This is a genomic window from Paenibacillus radicibacter, assembly GCF_024721995.1.
Lineage (GTDB): Bacteria > Bacillota > Bacilli > Paenibacillales > NBRC-103111 > Paenibacillus_AM > Paenibacillus_AM radicibacter.
Genome location: NZ_JANQBC010000003.1, coordinates 415,191 through 435,803, shown reverse-complemented (window position 1 = coordinate 435,803; position 20,613 = coordinate 415,191). Strand labels below are relative to the sequence as shown.

Sequence of the window (20,613 nt, the reverse complement as noted above, 5' to 3'; positions counted from 1 at the left end):
TTATGAGAATGACTCTGCAAAAATTGCAAAGTATCGAAATGAATGCAGAGCATAAAACAGAGACTCGGTATACACTCTTTAGAAAATGTACCAAGTGGGAGTGTGAATTATTAATGGATTGGCGTTTACTAAAAAATCGGCAGTTTATGTTATTTATATTAGGTCAAGGAATCGCTGTATTTGGAAGCACTTTTACACAAACGGGTCTTTCTTTGTATATTTTAGAAAAAACGGGTTCCGCATCGGCTTTTGCCTCAACATTAGTGATAGGACTACTTCCACAGCTTTTATTTGGCTTGTTTGCAGGGGCTTGGGTAGATCGGATTGATCGTAAAAGGTGGATCATCATTATAGATATATTAAGAGCAATAGTGTTGTTGGGAGCATTCTTGTATGTGATAATCCAACCTTTGGATATGATCATTATTCAACTATTAGTCTTTTTTCTTGGAATCTGTGAGTTATTTTTCTTACCTGCATTTGTTACGGTGCTTCCATTCTTAGTCAGCAAAGATAAATTGGTTGAAGCTAACTCACTAAAGACCACTATCATCGAGACCCTTTCAGTAGCTGCTCCTATTTCAGCCGCACTAATTTTTTGCTACATAGGTTTATCTGGTATTTTTCTCCTTAACGCTATAACTTTCATTACAGCAGCTGCATGTTCCTATTTCATGAAAATACCAGCTATGGAAAAACGTAAGCAAATTAATGGTTTGCTACAAGATATCGCCGCAGGGTTCAAAATATTTCATAACAACGCACAGTTGTTATCTCTGGTTGTAAACGGAGTTTTAACCCATTTGTTCTTGACCGCTATTGTATTAGTTGGGTTTCCCTATATAATTAAGCAAATATTTTCGGGAACTAATGTTCAAGTTGGTTTGGTACAAAGTATGGTGACGGTAGGCAATATCGGCAGTATATTAATTATAGCATTTTTGAAAAAAAGAGTGACCGTGCCAACTGGTATTTTAATTGGGGTTATCGGAATGACATTGACTGCTTTACCTCTACTGTTACTGGGGTGGGATACATTCTCCAACTGGCTGATCCATTTTTCAAACGGTCCATTATGGTTCTTTTGCATGATCGTATTATCCATGTTCTTAGTCCGCGGAGCATACGGATCGTATTTCATCTCTTTCTACCAAACTGAAGTACCCAATGAAGGTATGGGCCGTTTTTTTGCCATCATGTCTTTATCCTTTGCTATAGGAAAAGTTGCTGGACTACAGATGTATGGATATTTGTTAGATCATGGTCCTTTTATTCTTTCTCTTGTTATTCTAACGATTGGACTTGTGTTAAAAATAATCGTACACATTCCTTTTATGAAAGCTGAAAAAGAACGAACGCTTACGAACAGTTCTTAAAATCGGTATGGCTTCATTGCAATCATTTTGATAATGACCAAAGCTCTCAACAATTTCAAACCCTACCTACTCGTTCGGGAATTCACCTACTCTAGTCTTAATAATCACAGATAGATAATCTTGTATCATTTCTCGGGTAACATTCATTTCGATAAGATATAAGTCTGCCAGCGTTTTCTTATATCGCAGAGATGTTTTCTACCATCTGCATCTGCTGGAACGGGTGTATATTCCACCAAAAAAACAGTTCTTGCAACATCATAAAATAAATCTCCATGGCAAACATTCATGAAGTCTATAACCATTGGATGCCCGTTTGATAGTAATATATTACCTGGATGAAAATCACCATGACAAAGTGTATCTCCATCTTTCAATCTATCCAAGATTACCAATACTCCTTCTTGTTCTATTAAATTAGCCGATGGCACGATTAAAATATTGAATTTTAAAAATTATTTGTAATCAGGTACATTGCTAACTCTGTTCTGAACGATTGTCTTATGCAGCCTCCTCATATATTCCGCATTTCCCTGGAGGTCATTTGTTTTCATAACCCAATCCAACAGGGATTGACCCTAGATAAATGAGTTCTTTTTTTAGCACGCTGTGGAAGGATTCAATGCATGCATTATCATAGCAGTTGCCTTTGCGACTCATACTTCCTTCCATGCCATCCTTCATCGGTGGCAATATAGGTGATGTCCGTCACCCACGCTTGGTTTGGCGCTTGTACCTGAAACTGTCGATTCAGCACATTCTCATAAACGGGTAGATTGTGCTTGGAGTTGGTTGTGGCTTTGTATTCCTTCACTATACGGGATTTTAACCCCAAGGCTTTCATGATTCGTGCGAGCGTCTTCTCCGATACTTGAAAGCCTTGCTTTTGGAGCGCTTTGGTGGTCTTCGGACTCCCGTATAGACGACGTGAATCCAACAAGATGCGGCTAATGAGTCGCTCTATTTGATTTGCCTGGTGGGCGATTAGAGATGCTGGAATCCCTAGAGTTAGCCATTATACGAGAGTTTCGGGAAGAAACAGGGTATACGGTTAAAGAACTTAAAAGTATTGGTGTTAGCGATTTTTTTGTATTGTGGACACTAAAAAATAACACAGTTGAACATTTGCATCACATCGCAATGCTGTATGAAGTGAGAGTTGACTCTTGGGAACAAGTCAGTTCTGTAGAAGCATTCCAAGAACAAGATTCTAATGGGGCTCTTTGGTTGTCCCTAGCAAACGTAACTCCTGATAATTCATCCCCGTTGGTATTAAAAGCGGTTGACGTAGTGTTACAATAACATTGTGTCTTTACATACATATTCGGTATATTAGGAGATTTCTAAATATGAAAAAAAAGATTTTGATCGTTGAAGACGATATCCATATATCCAAAATCATTAAAATGAATCTCAACATCGTGAACTATGGGACGACTGAGGTGTACGACGGCTTGGCGGCACTTGAGGCGTTGAAGCAAGAGAAGTTCGATCTCATTCTGCTCGACGTTATGATTCCGCTGCTCGATGGGTTTGCTGTGATGGAAAAAATTCAACCCTACCGCATACCGGTCATTTTCCTGACGGCAAAAAACTCGGTATATGATAAAGTCAACGGATTGAAGCTGGGGGCCGACGACTATATGGTCAAGCCCTTTGAAGGAATTGAACTGCTGGCCAGGATTGAAACCGTATTACGAAGATACGGCAAAGAAGAACTCACAATGAATTTTCAAAACATTCTAATAGACTTGGCCAAACGAGAAGTGACCCTACAAGGTGAGCCAGTTGAACTGACCCCAAAGGAATATGAGTTGATTGTTGTGTTACTGAAAAATAAGAACATCGCCCTTTCCAGAGAGCAGTTCATCGATAAAGTATGGGGAGGCGACTATTACGGCGAGACGAGAACGGTCGATATGCATATCAAATCGGTGCGCAAGAAGCTTCAACTTCAGGATCATATTAAGACCATCTACAAAATCGGTTACCGGCTGGAGGATTGATCGATGAAATTTTGGCAAAAAATTTATTTGTTCTCTTTTTTGGTCTTTGTAATCATCTTTAATGCAGCTTCCCTAATGGTCATTGAGCGGAGCCATAAAAAAATGCTGGGGCAGGAAATCAACAACACGTTAAGCCAGAATATGAGCATACATTCCAGCGTAGATGCGATTGTTCCAATCCTTCGCATTTACGATTCTATTGATTACGAGAAAACGGTATTAACCAATATCGCCAATGAATTTGTTGAGAAGAATAGCGACCAACAAGTGTATTTGGAGATTACAAACGATACGAACCAGATCATATTTAGCAATACCGATTTCAAGATGCCGACGCATCGCGAGGAATTGGATAAGCTGTCCGTGGACGAGATTAATTACATCTTGCGGGATATCGATCAGCATATGATACTATTCACATCGAACATTACGAATATTAATAATAAAAGATATGTGTTTACCTACATGAAAGACGTTACTCCCTTATACCAGGATCGCGTGGATCAGTACGAGTTTTTCGTAAGAGTGGATTTGGCCGCATGTTTCCTCTATATGTTAATTATGTTTTTCGTGAGCAGAGGGCTGACGAAGCCGATCGATCGACTCAACCGAACGGCTCAAGTTATTGCGCAGGGCGATTTTTCGGAACGCGTTAGGCTGAAATCAAAAGACGAGATAGGTATACTGGCACGTAATTTTAATGATATGGCTTCGGTTGTCGAGAATACAATCAATGAGCTTGAAGGGCACAATCAAGAGAAGCAAAGGTTCATCAATAATTTTACTCATGAATTAAAAACGCCGCTGACGTCGATTATCGGATATACAAATTTCCTGAGAACGACCAAATACAACGAAGAACGGTTTTTGGATGGGCTAAATGTCATTTACTCAGAAGGAAAACGATTAGAATCGCTCTCCTTGAAGCTAATGGAATTGATTTCGCTTCAGGAAGATCATTTCCAGATGGAGCAGTATGATTTAAGAGCCGTTATCGCAGAGATCAAGCCCGCATTGGAGATGATGGCCAAGGAGAAGCAGGTTTTGATCGTTACGGATTGCGAAGAGGGTATGTTACAACTAGAAGTAGATTTGATCAAAATTCTGATCTTCAATCTCGTCGACAATGCGCTTAAAGCTTCTGCGGAACAACAGAGCATTATGCTCCGTACTTACTGGCGTGACAGCCGTTACATTCTTGAAGTGATCGATCAAGGCATCGGTATTGGCAAAGAACATAGGGACAAAATTTTTGAACCGTTCTACATGGCGGATAAAGCTAGAACGAGAAGTTATAATGGAGCGGGCTTAGGTCTGTCAATATGTCAAAGCGTAGCGAGCATACACAATGCCGTCATCGAAGTGAGTAGTAAAGAAAATCAGGGTACAACGATTGGAGTTATTTTCGATCAGACTGGTCCAAAAGGCGGGATGAATCCATGAAAAAGCTCATCGTGGTTATCGTATGTGCGGTGTTCATGTTCCTGACAACGGGGTGCGGGGAATTGTTCAACGCGATCGAGAAGGATACCGTCATAGTAAAAAAAATAACCAAAGAGCACAAAAGAAACGAAGTGAAATACGAAGGCGTTCTTTCTCAGGATGCTGTGAAGACGCTCAGCTTGAATGCGGTCAATAAGTACTTTAACAAGAAGTTGACTATGGACATGGCCCAATTTGAGGTGATTGCGATAGATCAGAAGAAGCTTAAAGATTTGCTGGACAAGGTGGAATACGACGTTGATCCTCGACCTAAGCACAATCAGGTGTTCAAGTTTGATACCAAAACGGAGCTGTATAAGTATCCTAACGGTCTGTTTTACATGACTCTAATCCCTTCGGCTGATCGCAATGAAGTCTATGATATTGTTTTGAATGCCAAAGATGGCGACGTAATTAAAATTTCCAAAGCCAATCAGATTCCAGAGGTCGTTTATAACGATAAAAGACCGGAAGTGATAATGGATGAGGTAATCGGGATCGCTAATCAGTTTATTCAGGAAAAGGGAAGTTATCTCTTGACCGATCTAATCTTAAATGAGGAAGATATTCGTTGGGGCATCATATCGGAAATGTATTATATGAGCAAGGATAACCAATCGTTAAGTTACAGTATCATGATTAATTCTCAAACGAAGGAAGTGGTTGGGTTCAACAAAGAAGTAATGGCAATGCTTAGTTATTATTCAGGGTCATAAGTTGTCCAACAGTACAAATGCCAGCTGCAGCCGCAGTTGGCATTTTTATGCTGATCTACTGGTTTGAATTCAATCTTTACAACTTCAATACAAGTCCATCTAACTTATCATATATTCGCTTACTATACTGATAGAGTACCAAAGCCTATGTGAAAGGGAAGGAAGAATACATATGAAAAAAGTATTGTTAATCATGGTAACTATTATACTAATGATCTCTGTCTCTGCTTGTAGTCGTGCGGACAATGGGAATACAGCGCAAACATCAAACGAAGATAAGACAATAAAAACACTCGACGATAAAAAGACTAAAGAAACGATATCCAATGGTGGGAAGAAAACCATTGTGTTCTCCACGTATTTTCCTGATGATTTCTTTAAAAATGCGAAGAAGAAATATGAAGCCAAATATCCTAATATCACAATTGAGCTTAAATATATTGAGAGTGATGATGCACATGGACCAGAGAACAGTGAGAAATTCATCAAATCGACGAACACTGCAATGTTATCTGGTAAAGGTCCTGATCTGATTGAAATGGATTTATTGCCAATCGATAAATATGTGGAAAAGCATTTGTTAGTCAATATGAGTGAAATAATAGAGAAGGATTCAACCTTTAAGAAAGAGCAATATTTCAACAACATTATGGACAATGTTAAGATAAACGGCGGAATTTATGGAATGCCCTTGAATTTCTTTGTGTATGGCCTGATTGGGGACGAGACATTAATTGAGAAAAGCGGGGTCAAGTTTGACGACAAGACTTGGAATTGGAGTCAATATATCGATGTAATCAGACAACTAATGAAGTTTGGAGAGAAGAATGGCAAATATGGTGTGTTTAGTTCACCGGATGCTCTATTAAATGAAATGGTCAAAGATCAATACCCGACATTTGTAGATGGGGTCAATGGAAAGGTCAATTTCGATTCAGATACCTTTACTAACTTACTCAAGCAAGTAAAGTCCTTGTCCGATGAACACATTATCACTGAAAAACAAGTACATCCTCTATTCAGAACGGTCTCTATTGTGTCACCCACTGATTATATTATTAGCTTAAAAGAGAGTGAATTTTTTCCGAAGGGCTTTGTATTTAAATCCAAGCTTTACGACAAACCAAATGCAAATGGTCAGCAAGCTGGAGGTTATTTTAGAACGTACAAAACCATTGGCATCAATGAGAAGTCTTCTGTCAAAGAAGAAGCATGGGACTTCCTTAAATTTATGTTGTCTGAGGAGGTACAAGCACAAGCAGGTAGTGCAGGTTTTCCCTTAAATAAAACCGTTTATGAGAAGCAAACGCAGCAACTATTAAAAGAAGGGAAGGTTAAGGCTAGTGAAGAAATGGGAACTATGAGTGGCAAGCTGTTCGAGGTAACAGCGAAGGATATTCAAGGATTAGATCAATTTCTTTCTGGAGCAATCCATTCCGTTGCATTCAAGCCATCAAAGGTCGAAGCGATCATTACAGAAGAAACCAAAGCCTATTTCAGTGGGCAGAAATCAGCCGAAGTAGTGGCGAAGTTGATTCAAAATAGAGTGAAGACTGTCTTGAATGAATAACCAATTGCGTGTAATGAACCTTGAACGAAAACTCAGGGTTCATTTTCTCATTTGAAGTGGATTTAGGAGGTGTTAAACATGAAGGGCAAGCGTCATTGGGGCAAGCTACTGAAGCTGTTGCGCAAGGATTGGGCAGTGGCTTCCCTCTTCTTGGCACCGAGCTTGATAGGCTTCGCCATTTTTTATCTTATTCCGTTTGTCATGGGAGTCCTCTATTCTTTCCAAGATAGTCCGGTGGATGGCACGTTTGTCGGTTTTGATAACTATAAACAATTGTATGAGAGCGGATCCTTTCGTAAAGCAGCAGTAAACACTTTCCTATTTACCGGTGTAAGCGTACCGCTCATCGTTGCTCTATCCTTATTATTTGCGCTTTTTCTGAATCAAAAATTATTCATTCGAAATTGGCTGCAGACTGCTTTTGTATTGCCACTTGTCGTACCCGTCGCATCCATTGTGATGGTATGGCAAATTTTAGTCGACTGGAATGGTACGGTAAATGTATGGATGGAGAGCATGCATATAGATCGGATCGATTGGATGAAGTCGAATTGGTCCATGGGCGTGTTAATTATCGTATATATATGGAAAAATATCGGTTATAACATCATTTTATTTTTGGCCGGGCTACAAAGTATCCCTAAGGATTACTATGAAACTGCGGAGATAGAAGGTGCGGGCAGATTTCATAAATTGATTCATATTACGCTTGTCTACTTGACTCCAACCCTATTCTTTATCGTTTTAATGTCCATTATTAACTCCTTCAAAGTTTTCCGTGAAACGTATCTGATCGCTGGCGATTATCCGCATGACCGAATTTATATGCTGCAGCATTATATGAACAATATGTTTCTATCACTCGATATTCAGAAACTGACGCCCGCAGCCACCTTGATGGTAGGCTGTATTCTTATTAGTGTGACAGTCATGCTTTCAATAGAAAGCCGTTTTCGAAAATTCATGGGTTAAGTATAAGGACGGTGATAACATTGGTTTTATTTCGCAAGTTTTCGTTAACGTTGGTGATGGGGGTTATCGCCGCGATGATGCTATTTCCTATTGTGGTCACATTCACAAACTCGTTAATGACAGGAGGCGAGATTGACCATAACTACAATCTCATTGGCAAGATGATCAATACCGCAGCAGGAGAGAAGGGCGAATTTGTAAATCTGAAGTTGATTCCCGATTGGCTGTCGTTCGGTCAATATGCGGGAGTATTGGTTCATAAACCTATGTTCCTCCAGATGTTCTGGAACTCTGTATTTATGGTCACACCTATTATCTTCGGGCAAGTGTTTGTCGCATCTCTAGCGGCCTATGCTTTTGCTAAACTCCAATTCTGGGGGCGGGATAAGTTGTTTGTCATTTATTTAATGACCATGCTTATGCCATTTCAAGTTACGTTGGTTCCCAATTACATTATTGTGGAGAAGCTTGGACTTATGAACACAACATACGCGATTATTTTACCAGGAATTTTCAGTGCTTTTGGTGTGTTTATGTTGAGGCAGTTCATGTTACATATTCCGAGTTCCTATATCGAAGCGGCCAAAATGGATGGAGCTGGACATTTGAGGATCTTTTATAAAATAATCGTTCCTCTTATTCAACCTGGGATCGCAGCACTGATTGTATTACTATTTGTTGATAATTGGAATATGGTCGAGCAGCCGCTTATTTTTCTAGAAGATTCCTTCAAGCAGCCATTATCGCTATATTTGTCACGGATTAACGAAGGAGATCGCGGTATTGCTTTTGCTGCATCTGCGCTGTATATGGTCCCAATGGTGCTGTTGTTCTTATATGCAGAGTCCTACTTTGTTGAAGGAATTCAGCTATCGGGAATTAAAGGTTAGTCATATGGGGGGTGATCATAATGGAAATACAGCATACAGAGCAAACGAAGTTTGGACGTAAGCGAATGATTCGAACGTTTGCTGGCTGGTTTATTGGCCTCCTGATTGTATTTACGTTGCTTAGCAACACGCTGATGGCTTTGACTCTACCTAAGGTTGTTGTAGTAGAATCGAGTCGAGGACAGCTTCTTCATACGTTTCAAGGCAGTGGTGTATTAAAGTGGATGAAAGAAGTAGCGTTAACGAATAGTACGGGGTGGAAAGTTAAGAGGGTAGATGTTAAGGAAGGGGAGGTTGTGAAGAAAGGGCAGAAGCTTGTCCTATACGACAGTGCAGAGGCGGAACAACAGATTCTGGACGAACAAGCGACGCTTCATAAGCTTACGCTTACAATGGAAGAACTGCAGAGCAGTTTTATTGAGACTGCACAGGGCGAAGATGAGAAGAGCTTACGTAGCGCTAAACATGTAATTGAGATTAGTAAAATCGATCTGGAAGTTCAGCAACGAAAAATACAAAAGTTAAAGAATCATTTGACTAATAATCGTGAATTGGTTGCTCCATTTGACGGAATCATCACGCAAATAAACGCAATAAATGGTCTTATTTCATCAAATGGGGGAGCGGATGCTCATATCTCCAACGGAAGCCTTGGATTTGAGTTTTTAGCCCCTGCTGATATAGCAGATCTGCTGAAGATAGGAGAGAAGCTTGATGTTCAAGTGAATGGAAATAATGTCAAACAAGTTGAAGGCCAAATTGCAGATATCCAAGATGCAAATTCCATCGACACAGGTTCCGTAGGTAAAGGCACGACCTCGAATACTCCAATGAAGCGTATTCTGGTCACGATACAAGACGAGAGTTTAAAGGGAGGCGATAGAGTTCAAATAGAGCTGACTAAGCCGACATCTGCTGATGCGATATTGATATCCAATAAAGCCATCCACGAAGATGGCAGCGGGAAGTATATATTTAAAGTCGAAGAAAGAAACGGGCCGCTTGGCAACACTTATCACATTCGAAAAGTATCCATTATTGTCGCTAATTCCAATGAACAGCAATCAGCCGTAACCCAAGGTATATTTGAGCGAGAACAAGTCATAGTCGAGAGTAGCGACCCGTTGCAAGATGGCGACAAGGTTCGTATACATTAGCAGTTATGCCAAGTGAATGTTGAAGTGTTGGTGCTGGATCTAATTATTGAAGCATTATGTTCCTATTTCATTTTTCGTTGATAGTGTGAAATACTGGAAATTTATAAAGGAGCTGACCCTATTGGGCCAGCTCCTAATTTTATTTACGCCTCTACTGAAGGCTATATAACTGTTTCTTTGTTAACTAGAGTTTTACTGACGGAGACCATTAGAAGGGCCAGACCGAGAAAATATAACGGCATCGTAATCAACAAATCGTTATGCAAATAGCTCATGCCACTCGTAATCAGGCTGACGAGCAAGTAGTAGCCTAGTCCGAATACGGCTCCTGCAGTGCCGACTACATCCTTATACTGAGCAAGAGCAAGACTTAAGCAATTCGGGATCGTCATACCGATACCGAACAGTAATATAAAGATGCAGACAATGATGAAAACCATCGAAATTGCATTAGCCTGTAGTCCAATGAAAGTAAGAACGGATAACATCAAAGCTCCAACAACAGTTAGCAGGCAGCCCCATACAATAATTTTCTCAGGAGCAAGTCGACCTAGAAGATTTTTGGACAGCATAGCACCAATAATAGATGCCAACGCTGCGCAAATACCGAGCAATCCAAACCAGCCAGGTTCCATTCCGAAAAATTCAATGAAAATAAAAGGTGCCTCGGCATAATAGCTAAAAAGAATGCCATTCGTTGCGCCAATCAAGAAACCGAATGCCCAGATTCGGCGATCCGTAAACATTATGCGAGCTACCGCCAAAGAACTAGTCTTTGTAATCGATGCTGCATTTCGCGTTTCCGGTAAAGAAGTCCATGTATACGCGAAAACGGCAACGCACATCACAATTAAGGTCATAAAGACAGCGCGAAAACCAAACCATTGATCGATCCATCCGCCAAGTAGTGGTCCGACAGCGGGTGTAAAAGCGAGTGCGGCTGAAACTTGGGCAAAGATGACATGTCGCTTATTATCCGGAATGCTCTCTCGCAGAATAGTCTGTGTCACAACAGATCCTGTACTTGCACCGAACGCTTGAATGAAACGACTAACAAGCAGCCATTCTACAGATGGCGACAAATAACATCCAAGACTTCCGACTCCATAGACAGCAATCCCCCATAGCAGCGAAGGTCTGCGACCAATTAAATCGGACAATCTACCCCAACAAAATACACCTACGGCAAAACCGAGAAAATATATACTTAATGTTAATTGAATCGAATTGCTGCTTGCTTGCAGCAGCTCCTTAATATCAGGCAGCGACGGTGTATAGATCGTTTCACTGATTTGCGGAAATCCAACCAATACGATAAATAACCATAATGATGGTACTGAGATTTTTTTTCTTAACATGCTTTTTTCCCCCTATACTTGCAAAATCTCAATGAAATCATTAATTTAACGAGATTATGGGATGGGGGGCTTGCACTTGCATAATTGTGAAAATGATAACATGTGAACCGACAACCTTATCTTTTTATAGGGGGAATATCTTCATAGAAGTATAGTAGGATTCCATAATATCGTCAAAATATCTTCTACATATTGGATAATCATAGTAAGATTAACATGATTAACGAAATGAAAGGGGGAATTGTAATAAATAGAAACATGAGCATGTAAATTTGAACAATTCCTGTAAGAAGATTTAGTAGGAGGATCAACATGTTTAAAAAATGGACTATTAAACTATCTTTTGTTTTAATGATGTGCATTGGTTTTGCAAGTGTGACAAGTGCGAGTGCCAATGCGGCAAACAACGAAGTTACAGTGAAGCTGGATGGTAACAACTTGCAATTCGATGTGTCACCGAAAATGATGAATAATCATGTTATGGTGCCGATGAGGGTTATTTTCGAAGCATTGGAAGCGACTCTTAAATGGGAGGAAAAGACTCAGACGGTTACAGCCGTAACTAAAAATGGTGATGTACTTCAGCTTTCAATCGGAAGTAAGAATACTTGGAAAAATGAAGGGTTAGTAACCATTGATACACCGCCTGAATTAATAAATGGGCGTACATTTGTACCGCTTCGATATGTATCTGAGTCATTAGGTAAAACCGTCAAATGGGAAGAGGCAACACAGACGGTGTTGATTACACCTGGTGAAGCGTCAAATACATTAGGCTTCAAACCTATCGTTTTACCGGATCTTAAAGTCAATAAACCAGACAACAAAATATCAGATTTTTCGAACACTTTGGATTTTAAACCAATCACTATACCGGATTTTAATTTCAATAATAAGTTAGAGACTAAACCAGAGACTAAACCAACAATACCAGTAACTACAGCAGATGAAGCGTATGGGAAGATGATTGCCCTAAAGGGACAGTATCCGGAGGGAATGACATGGACCAACGATAATTATTACGGATGGCAAGGTGGCGTTTATAGTGGTGGTTATGGCTGTGTGGGGTTTGCATTTATTTTAAGTGATACCGTATTCGGCAATTTACCTGCTCGCAAACATACAGATTTTGATAATATCCAAGTTGGAGATATCGTAAGAGTCAATAATGATTCCCACTCTGTAGTCATTCTTAGTATGAACGAAACAACAGTTACGCTTGCTGAAGGGAATTACAATTCGTCTATTCACTGGGGACGTACGCTTACTTGGGATAAGCTTAAAGCTACAGGAGATTATGTTATGACGAGATATCCGAAGTAAAGAACACCCTCTCCAAAAATTGGGATTAGTGGTAATATAGTGTATGAACATATCCAATTCATTGTAATGGAGGCGTATACTTATGGACCAATTATTGCAGCAAGAGGGGTACTTTGGAGAATTCGGAGGCAGCTTTGTTCCATCGGAATTGCAGGAAGTGCTGAACTATTTGAGTGAGCAATTTTACAAGTTTCAAGATGACCCGGAATTCAAGGAAGAGCTTAGCTATTATCTGCGCGAATATGTTGGTCGTAAGAGCCCGCTTACATATGCTGAGCGGCTGTCCGAAGCTTGGGGAGGTCCCAAGATTTACTTGAAACGCGAGGATCTGAATCATACCGGAGCACATAAGATTAACAATGCGATTGGTCAGATTTTGCTGGCTAAGCGGATGGGAGCCAAGCGGATTATAGCGGAAACCGGTGCAGGTCAGCATGGTGTCGCTACGGCAACGGCTTGTGCCATGTTCAATATGGAATGCATCATCTACATGGGAGCCGAAGATACGCGTCGGCAAGCACTTAACGTGTTCCGAATGGAGCTGCTCGGCGCGACCGTTGTACCTGTTCATAAAGGTCAGGGACGACTAAAGGATGCGGTAGATGAAGCGCTAGACGATCTAGTTCGAAACTATGAAAATACATTTTATTTGCTCGGGTCTGCGGTGGGTCCTCATCCGTTCCCGACGATGGTCAAACACTTTCAGGCAGTTATCAGTGAAGAATCCAAGTTGCAGATTATGGAGAAAGAAGGTCGTTTGCCGGATGCAGTGGTAGCATGCGCGGGTGGTGGCAGTAATGCTATTGGTGCATTTGCTCACTACATTGACGAGCCAAGCGTTCGCTTGATTGGTGTCGAGCCTGACAAAGCACCAACTCTAACCGAAGGTGTTCCCGGCATCCTTCACGGTTTCAAGTGCTTAGTCCTGCTGGACGAGGAAGGTCAACCGCAGAAGACCTATTCAATAGCTGCTGGGCTTGACTATCCAGGTGTCGGACCAGAACATAGCCATCTGAAGGTGACAGGACGTGCTGAATATGCAACGGTCACCAACGAGGAAGTGCTGGAAGCCTTCCAGGAGTTGTCACGAACGGAGGGAATCATCCCTGCCCTAGAGAGCGCACATGCGGTTGCATATGCGAAGAAGCTAGCATCGACGATGGATCAAGATCAAATTATTATCGTCAATCTATCTGGACGCGGGGATAAGGATGTCGAACAGGTGTATCAAATGCTCACATAAAATAAAAGGCGTCCAATTGGACGCCTTTTATTTTATGATAATGAGGAGGATAGCTCCTTACTTCACCTGCAAAAATTCCAGCACAATTCTCAAAAAATCATCTTGATACTCGATATTCGATAAATGAACGGATGGCAGTAAGACCAACTTAGCGCCTGATACTGTTTTGGCGATTAACTCACCATGGCTAGGAAGAGTTACGGTGTCATACTGACCACTAATAACGAGTGTTGGGTTACTGATTAGGGAAGCCGTACGGCGCATATCCATATCACGGATGGCAGCCCAGCTTCCAGCAATTCCTTGAGGGCGAGTTGCGAGCACCATTTCGTGGAATACTTTGGTTATGTCGCTACTTGAATCCACCATATGTTTAGGGAACCAGTTGTTAATAAACGTATCGGCAAATGCAGGAAGGTTGCCCGGCTCGAGTACAGCGTTAATCAATCCTTGCCATTGTTCTGCTGGTCCTAGGTAAGAGGATGTATTGCTTAAGATTAGTCGATCAATTAGCTCAGGAGCGTAGATCGCAAGCCATTGTCCAACTACACCGCCTAACGATAATCCGAGGAAATGAACACGGCCGATGTGAAGGGTATGAAGCAGTTCCATTACATCCCGCCCTAATCTGTCGAATGAATATGGACCGTCGGGCGTATCCGAGTCGCCATGTCCCCGATAGTCGTAGCGAAGTACGCGAAAATACTTCGTGAGTTCATTCATTTGGTCATCCCACATGTTCATTGAAGTAGCAATGGAATTTGCAAGCATAAGCACCGGTTTATCGTCCGATCCATCCATTCGATAAGCAATCTGAACTCCGTCTAGTGTTGTAAAAAATTGTGTAGTCATCATCTCAATCTCCCTTATTGGTTTATAGTGAAATTTTATTGGAATTATCATACAATTTAAATGGAATTATTAAGGTGTTTGAGGCTTAGAAACTTAATATTAACGTTGTTTCCCATCCTATTTCTTAAAAAATGAGGTGAGCGGATTATGGATCACATCGATAATAAAATCATATCCATTCTTCATGAAAATGCTCGTATTACAATTTCAGAAATGAGTCGACTCATCGCGATGTCACAGCCCGCTGCAACAGAACGACTCCGGAAGCTAGAGGAGCAAGGGATCATAATGGGATATCGGGCAGTGCTTTCTCCATCTAAGCTTGGCAAGCACACAACGGCGTTCGTACTGTTTAAATCGATTAACTGTAAGGAATTCGAGGTGTTTGCAGAGGCATCACTTGAGATTGTTGATTTTTACAGAACAAGCGGGGAGTATAATTACTTGTTGAAGGTTATTACAGAAACAGGTGATACGCTCGAGACTTTCCTTGAAACGTGCAACACATTTGGTCATTCATCGACGCTTGTCGTGCTTTCCACAAGATTCGAGGATAAAAGTCTTGTCACAAACCAGGATGTATCGAACAATTGAAACAATCGGGTGATTATTTTTCATATAGGTAAAAGTTAGTTACAATAATGGTATAGAAATCGAATAACTTCGAGAGAGCAGGATACAGATTACATGACATTTAATGACCAAGAAGTTTACCGCTATAGTGAAGCGCCGATATGGAATCTTCAGCGGAAGTATTATGAGGAAGAGGGATTAAAAGCTTGGAATAACAACCAAGTTCCTCAATTTATAACGTGCAATCCATTGATCGCGACGGCATATGCCGAGATGATCTTCGGGTTTCTTCAAGATCGTGCTTATAAGGGATATAGCTCTGAGCAGGTTCAGATTGTGGAACTTGGAGCGGGAGCGGGGAGATTTGCTTTCCATGTGTTGCATGAGTTAACACGATTGATCGACGATGTGGGCATCACGTTACCACCGTTTCGATATATCATGACGGATTTAGCGATGAACAATGTTGTGGCGTGGAAGAAACATCCGGCGTTGCAGTCTTATATAGAAAAAGGAATTCTCGATTTTGCACGATTTGATGCGGTTCATGACACGGAGCTGAATTTAGTTGTATCTGGTGAAACGGTTAGTAAAGGAGATTCGCAACAACCGTTAGTTATTGTGGCCAACTACTTCTTTGACGGTATCCCGCAAGAGCTGCTGTATATTGGTGAAGGTCAAATTTACGAAACAGATGTACTCGTCGAGTATCCGAAAGATAGGGACACACTTAAACCTTCCGAGATACTGAATCAAATATCTTTGGAGTATCAATATCGCAGAGCGGCGGAGTATGAGCAAGAATCATATCCTTATCGTGATGTTATCGCTATTTATCAGGATCAATTAGAGGATTCACACATTCTATTCCCATCTTCAGGGCTAACTTGTTTAGAACGTTTAAACGAATTGTCACAAGAGGGATATCTGTTATTAACTGCAGATAAAGGGGATCATCTACTTGATAACTGGATATTCGCAGAACCACCGGAGCTGATTTTCCATGGAAGTTTCTCTGTAACGGCCAACTATCATGCAATCCAGCACGTGCTGGAGCAGAGCGGAGCTCTTGTGTTATTCCCCAAGCAACATTATAAGAATATTAATATTGGTTGTATGATTAACACGAATACGCCGAAGGAATATTTACAAACCAGATTAGCTTATCGTCGATTTATTGAGCGCTTTGGCCCAGATGAATTTTTTAGCTTAAAAGAATGGGTCGATCCTAATATAGAGAGTATGGGACTTCAACAAATACTGAGTTTCTGGCGCTTAGGTGGCTATGATGCAGAATTTTTCCTTCATTGTTCCAAACAGATCTCTAGTCTGTTAATCGATGCTAGTGATGAAGAGAAACAGGATATTTCTCACGGGATACAGCTCATGTGGTCGTCATTTTATGAAATGGAGCAGCAATATGGTCTTACACTTGAGGCTGGATTAGTTCTGTTTGAGATGGATATGTACGAGGAGTCCAAGCGGTATTTGGAAATATCGATACAGGAAGAAGAGCAAGATGTCGTATCAACGGTCTATTATTGTCTAGCGATTTGTTGTTTCGAGTTGGAACTTGAGGAAGATGCGCTGAATTACACGAGACAGTTAGTAGCACTTGAGCCTGACCATGAGGAAGCTGTAGCATTGTTACAAAGGTTCGAGTCGAACTAAAATAGAATGAGCGTTTTTACACAAAGCATGCAAGTTCATGTCCTTTAATCGGGACGGAACTTGCATTTTTTTGATTAAAAATAAGAGCAATCTTGAAGTTTAACATTTTTAGGTAAAAATAATTCAAAACGATATTGAAATGACACCATTCGGTGTCCTATAATCAAAATAACAAATACGACACTAAATGGTGTCTAATTAAAAGACAGAGATAAGAAGAACTTGAATAGGATTGACTTGAAACAATGATGAGGAGGAATTGAAATGAGTAAGGTAATGGGTGCGGAAACAATTGCAAAAGCGGAGATTCAATCACGAGGAAAAATGATTGCTTACTGGTCAGTCACGATATATTTTGCAATATCTATGACGATAAGTGGGATCGGACAACTGATACAACTTGAGGGAAATGTTGAGTTAGTGACGAAAATAGGGTATCCCTTATACATCTTGACCATTCTCGGAATATGGAAAGTGCTTGGGGCAATCGCGCTCATCGTTCCTGGTGTACCTCGACTTAAAGAATGGGCATATGCGGGTTTCTTCTTTTTACTGACAGGGGCTGCGGTATCTCATACTTTAGTTGATGATTATGGGGATTCTGGATTTAAATTGATCCTTCCGCTTTGCTATGCTGCTCTAACTATGGCATCGTGGGTACTGCGTCCAAACCATCGTAAACTTTGATAAGAGAAGCTCAAAACAACAAAGGCAGCCATGGACGATCATGTCCAAGACTGCCTATTTATGTTGCTATTAATGCACGAGCACGCTTGAAGGAATTTGGATATGATCTGCATATCGCTTAGCTTCTTGAGCGAAATAGGCATCAGTACCCTGATTCGCATTATAGGTAACAAAAGCAGGAAGATAGATTCCATTGCATCTGGTTATGGTTCTTTGGATAGGTCGGAATAACTCACTAATTGTGAACGAATTGTCCCCGCCTGATTGATAGGAGTTTTCCGTCCCTCCTGTCGTAGTTGCAAGTATGAATTCTTTTTCTTTCAAATGATGCCCTTCGGGTCCAAAAGCCCATCCGTAAGTAAAAACATCATCGAACCATTTTTTTAATAATGGAGGGCAGCTGTACCAGTAAAAAGGAAATTGGAAGACAATTCGGTCGTAGGACAAGAGCAATTGTTGTTCTTTCTTCACGTCGATGTTCCAATCGGGATATATTTGGTAGAGGTCTCTAACTTCAATGTTCGGATTATGATTAATTTCGAGCATAAGAGCTCGATTGGCGCGGGATGTATCCAAGTTTGGATGTGCTACGATTACCATGGTTTTCATTTTATTTTCCTCCTATTTTTAAAAAGGCTGTTTATGTGGATACCTCATTATTAAGGGGAAAACTGTTTTTGAAAAGTACGCACTTTATTCGTACTTAGTCTTAAAAATAGTACTAATGGATACCGACTAGGGTTAGAATAAGTACGGTAAATCGTACTATGTACGTAAATACGTAGTACTATTTATTAATAAAATACTTTGGTAATGTAAGAAATAAGATGTAAGAAGTTCGCATAGAAACGTATGAGGAGATGGAACTATGGATGCGGGTATCAACCCATCATATAAAGTAGAGGGAATATTGACGACTTTGCAAGTTATAGGGGGTAAATGGAAACCGCTTATCTTGTTTATTTTGCTTAATGAGGGAACGAATCGTTTCGGTGAGTTAAGACGTAAGCTTCCGTTAGTGACGCAAGGCATGCTTACGAATCAGCTTCGGGAGATGGAGCGGGATGGACTTATTATTCGCACCGTGTACCAATCGATCCCACCGAAGGTTGAATATTCTTTATCTGATCACGGAAAGACATTGAGTACTGTCCTGGCGGATATGTGTAGTTGGGGATTTTATCATTATGATTATATAAATAATGAATCTAACATTAGGTGAGTTTCGATTGTTTCTATAGAGGGTGCTATCAATCCTATACATAAGAACCTCTCAAACGAAATGGGCATAAGCTGATTTATATTGGTTTGAGAGGATGTTTGAATATGTATCAGTATTACAATCGCCACACGTATTACGCCACTAATCCCCAAGGTGGATGGGTTTGGCGGCATGGCGCTATACAATCCGATCCATATTGTTGGCCGTATGCACAGCAACCACTAACATTCGTGCTTGTACATGGTTCTTGGGCGGATGCGCACTTCTGGGATGGCATAGCGGCAGCGCTGCGGATGAATGGGCATGTCGTCTATACGCCAGAATATGCAGGTCACGGAGAAGACCCTAATAAAAAGGTCAATCATGCTATGGTCACGCAGTCTGTCGTTAATTTTATAAAACAACTAAATTTACACGACATCATTCTCGTCGGGCATAGTTTTGGTGGAACTGTTGTTCAGAAGGTAGCGGAACAGGTGGCGGACCGGATTAAGCGTCTCGTTTTCTGGGATGCTTTTGTCCTCAAAAATGGGGAAGCACTTGTCGAAGAGCTACCACCTTTAACAAGACAAGGATTTGAGCAGCTTAGAGCTAGCTCGAAGGACGATACGATCATGCTTCCATTCCCATTGTTCCGTGATTTGTTCGTCAATACAGCTACCTTAGATGTAGCTCAAGCTATGTATGCTGATGTCTCACCTGAACCGGCTCAGCCGCTTTTTGATAAGCTGGATCTTAAAATGTTCTATGCATTACCTACACCTAAGAGCTATGTCTACTTCTATCAAGATAATGCTCTGCCACAAGGAGAGGGTTATGGCTGGAATCCGCATATGTCCAATCGGCTGGGTCAATTCCGACTTATTGTCGGCGATGGGGACCACATGACAGATTCGCGTACAAGACCGGGCATGGTGGCTCAAAAGCTATACGAAGCGGGCAGGGACTGACATTGTGTACAATATTATTTGGGGAAGTAACACGAAAGCTCACTATTACAGCGGGCTTTTTCATTTTTGACATCGAAACAAGTGTTTAATGAAATACTTTCGTCTGAAGTAAATCGAGTGCTTTTCCAACTTGCAAGAGCTCGTCCTCGGTTAGGGATTCGATGCGCTGTTTAAATCGGACTTCAATTTCCTGAAAAGCGATATCCATGCAGGTTTGTCCTTTGGTTGAAAGTCGAATATATTGCTTACGACGATCTTGGTTGTCGGTAATCTTCTCGCATAACTCTTTCCCGGTTAATTTCTTAACCTCACGGCTCGCATTAGGCATGGACATGTTGATGCATTCACTGATCTGGCTCAGTGTCACATCCTCGCTTACGTATATATATTCAAGAATCCGATACTGAATGGGTGTAACAGAATCTACATTAATGCCTTTGGTCATATCTGTTGTAATCTCATGGACTGCTGTTGTAAATCGGATAAACTTTTGAAAAAGTTGGTCTTCCACGTCATATGCACCTCCTACTGACAAACATAACAAATAAGTTATCATTAAACAATT

At 40.9% G+C, this 20,613-nt stretch carries 21 protein-coding genes and 1 pseudogene; 16 read left to right on the top strand and 6 right to left on the bottom strand.

Annotation, left to right across the window (positions count from 1 at the left end):
- Positions 1 to 113: 113 nt before the first annotated feature.
- The gene (locus NV379_RS09730) at positions 114 to 1,376 is read left to right on the top strand and encodes an MFS transporter (protein WP_258207091.1); all 1,263 of its coding nucleotides are present in this window, start codon (positions 114 to 116) and stop codon (positions 1,374 to 1,376) included.
- A 143-nt stretch (positions 1,377 to 1,519) separates the two neighbouring features.
- On the opposite strand, the gene NV379_RS09725 is transcribed toward NV379_RS09730, so the two are convergent.
- The gene (locus NV379_RS09725; protein ID WP_258207090.1) at positions 1,520 to 1,762 is read right to left on the bottom strand and encodes an aminoglycoside phosphotransferase family protein; all 243 of its coding nucleotides are present in this window, start codon (positions 1,760 to 1,762) and stop codon (positions 1,520 to 1,522) included.
- Positions 1,763 to 1,958: 196 nt separating this feature from the next.
- Positions 1,959 to 2,358 (bottom strand): annotated as a pseudogene (locus NV379_RS26215) (IS3 family transposase); the annotation flags it as partial.
- Positions 2,359 to 2,366: 8 nt separating this feature from the next.
- On the opposite strand from NV379_RS26215, the gene NV379_RS09710 reads away from it, so the two are divergent.
- The 8 genes from NV379_RS09710 (at position 2,367) to NV379_RS09675 (ending at position 10,169) form a co-directional block, all read left to right on the top strand.
- Positions 2,367 to 2,678, top strand: coding sequence for an NUDIX hydrolase (locus tag NV379_RS09710; RefSeq protein WP_444850921.1), 312 nt, complete (start codon positions 2,367 to 2,369; stop codon positions 2,676 to 2,678).
- A 47-nt stretch (positions 2,679 to 2,725) separates the two neighbouring features.
- Positions 2,726 to 3,382, top strand: coding sequence for a response regulator transcription factor (locus tag NV379_RS09705; RefSeq protein WP_258207088.1), 657 nt, complete (start codon positions 2,726 to 2,728; stop codon positions 3,380 to 3,382).
- Positions 3,383 to 3,385: 3 nt separating this feature from the next.
- Positions 3,386 to 4,825 carry a sensor histidine kinase gene (locus NV379_RS09700; protein WP_258207087.1) on the top strand — a complete coding sequence of 480 codons (1,440 nt, stop codon included), beginning with the start codon at positions 3,386 to 3,388 and terminating at the stop codon, positions 4,823 to 4,825.
- Positions 4,822 to 5,580, top strand: coding sequence for a hypothetical protein (locus NV379_RS09695; RefSeq protein WP_258207086.1), 759 nt, complete (start codon positions 4,822 to 4,824; stop codon positions 5,578 to 5,580). Before NV379_RS09700 ends, NV379_RS09695 begins: the two co-directional genes overlap by 4 nt.
- Positions 5,581 to 5,773: 193 nt before the next feature.
- Positions 5,774 to 7,150, top strand: coding sequence for an ABC transporter substrate-binding protein (locus NV379_RS09690; protein WP_258207085.1), 1,377 nt, complete (start codon positions 5,774 to 5,776; stop codon positions 7,148 to 7,150).
- 78 nt (positions 7,151 to 7,228) lie between these two features.
- Positions 7,229 to 8,122, top strand: a complete 894-nt coding sequence (locus NV379_RS09685) for a carbohydrate ABC transporter permease (protein WP_258207084.1) — start codon at positions 7,229 to 7,231, stop codon at positions 8,120 to 8,122.
- A 74-nt stretch (positions 8,123 to 8,196) separates the two neighbouring features.
- Positions 8,197 to 9,012, top strand: a complete 816-nt coding sequence (locus NV379_RS09680) for a carbohydrate ABC transporter permease (protein ID WP_258207083.1) — start codon at positions 8,197 to 8,199, stop codon at positions 9,010 to 9,012.
- A 20-nt stretch (positions 9,013 to 9,032) separates the two neighbouring features.
- On the top strand, positions 9,033 to 10,169 hold the full coding sequence (locus tag NV379_RS09675) for an efflux RND transporter periplasmic adaptor subunit (RefSeq protein WP_258207082.1): 1,137 nt from the start codon (positions 9,033 to 9,035) through the stop codon (positions 10,167 to 10,169).
- A gap of 161 nt (positions 10,170 to 10,330) precedes the next feature.
- Here the strand turns inward: NV379_RS09675 and NV379_RS09670 are convergent, their stop codons facing one another.
- Positions 10,331 to 11,527: a multidrug effflux MFS transporter gene (locus NV379_RS09670; protein ID WP_258207081.1), complete on the bottom strand. Its 1,197-nt coding sequence runs from the start codon at positions 11,525 to 11,527 to the stop codon at positions 10,331 to 10,333.
- Between the two features lie 312 nt (positions 11,528 to 11,839).
- On the opposite strand from NV379_RS09670, the gene NV379_RS09665 reads away from it, so the two are divergent.
- Complete coding sequence (locus NV379_RS09665) at positions 11,840 to 12,850, top strand: copper amine oxidase N-terminal domain-containing protein (protein WP_258207080.1); 1,011 nt, start codon at positions 11,840 to 11,842, stop codon at positions 12,848 to 12,850.
- Between the two features lie 82 nt (positions 12,851 to 12,932).
- A complete protein-coding gene (gene trpB / locus NV379_RS09660) occupies positions 12,933 to 14,093 on the top strand; it encodes a tryptophan synthase subunit beta (RefSeq protein ID WP_258207079.1) in 1,161 nt (386 codons plus the stop codon).
- Between the two features lie 57 nt (positions 14,094 to 14,150).
- Here trpB and NV379_RS09655 read toward each other — a convergent pair whose 3' ends face one another.
- On the bottom strand, positions 14,151 to 14,945 hold the full coding sequence (locus NV379_RS09655) for an alpha/beta fold hydrolase (RefSeq protein WP_258207078.1): 795 nt from the start codon (positions 14,943 to 14,945) through the stop codon (positions 14,151 to 14,153).
- Positions 14,946 to 15,092: 147 nt separating this feature from the next.
- Here NV379_RS09655 and NV379_RS09650 point away from each other — a divergent pair, with 147 nt between their 5' ends.
- The 3 genes from NV379_RS09650 to NV379_RS09640 all read left to right on the top strand — a co-directional run bounded on the left by NV379_RS09650 (position 15,093) and on the right by NV379_RS09640 (position 17,876).
- Positions 15,093 to 15,539 carry an Lrp/AsnC family transcriptional regulator gene (locus NV379_RS09650; RefSeq protein ID WP_258207077.1) on the top strand — a complete coding sequence of 149 codons (447 nt, stop codon included), beginning with the start codon at positions 15,093 to 15,095 and terminating at the stop codon, positions 15,537 to 15,539.
- Between the two features lie 93 nt (positions 15,540 to 15,632).
- Positions 15,633 to 17,189 carry an SAM-dependent methyltransferase gene (locus NV379_RS09645; protein ID WP_258207076.1) on the top strand — a complete coding sequence of 519 codons (1,557 nt, stop codon included), beginning with the start codon at positions 15,633 to 15,635 and terminating at the stop codon, positions 17,187 to 17,189.
- A 264-nt stretch (positions 17,190 to 17,453) separates the two neighbouring features.
- Complete coding sequence (locus tag NV379_RS09640) at positions 17,454 to 17,876, top strand: DoxX family protein (protein ID WP_258207075.1); 423 nt, start codon at positions 17,454 to 17,456, stop codon at positions 17,874 to 17,876.
- A 69-nt stretch (positions 17,877 to 17,945) separates the two neighbouring features.
- Here the strand turns inward: NV379_RS09640 and NV379_RS09635 are convergent, their stop codons facing one another.
- Positions 17,946 to 18,485 carry an NAD(P)H-dependent oxidoreductase gene (locus NV379_RS09635; RefSeq protein ID WP_258207074.1) on the bottom strand — a complete coding sequence of 180 codons (540 nt, stop codon included), beginning with the start codon at positions 18,483 to 18,485 and terminating at the stop codon, positions 17,946 to 17,948.
- Between the two features lie 259 nt (positions 18,486 to 18,744).
- Between NV379_RS09635 and NV379_RS09630 the strand changes: the two genes are divergently transcribed.
- Positions 18,745 to 19,098 (top strand): winged helix-turn-helix transcriptional regulator, encoded by a 354-nt coding sequence (locus NV379_RS09630; RefSeq protein WP_258207073.1) that lies wholly within the window; start codon positions 18,745 to 18,747, stop codon positions 19,096 to 19,098.
- Positions 19,099 to 19,202: 104 nt separating this feature from the next.
- Positions 19,203 to 20,048, top strand: coding sequence for an alpha/beta fold hydrolase (locus tag NV379_RS09625; protein ID WP_258207072.1), 846 nt, complete (start codon positions 19,203 to 19,205; stop codon positions 20,046 to 20,048).
- A gap of 85 nt (positions 20,049 to 20,133) precedes the next feature.
- On the opposite strand, the gene NV379_RS09620 is transcribed toward NV379_RS09625, so the two are convergent.
- Positions 20,134 to 20,559: a MarR family winged helix-turn-helix transcriptional regulator gene (locus NV379_RS09620; RefSeq protein WP_258207071.1), complete on the bottom strand. Its 426-nt coding sequence runs from the start codon at positions 20,557 to 20,559 to the stop codon at positions 20,134 to 20,136.
- Positions 20,560 to 20,613 lie beyond the last annotated feature (54 nt).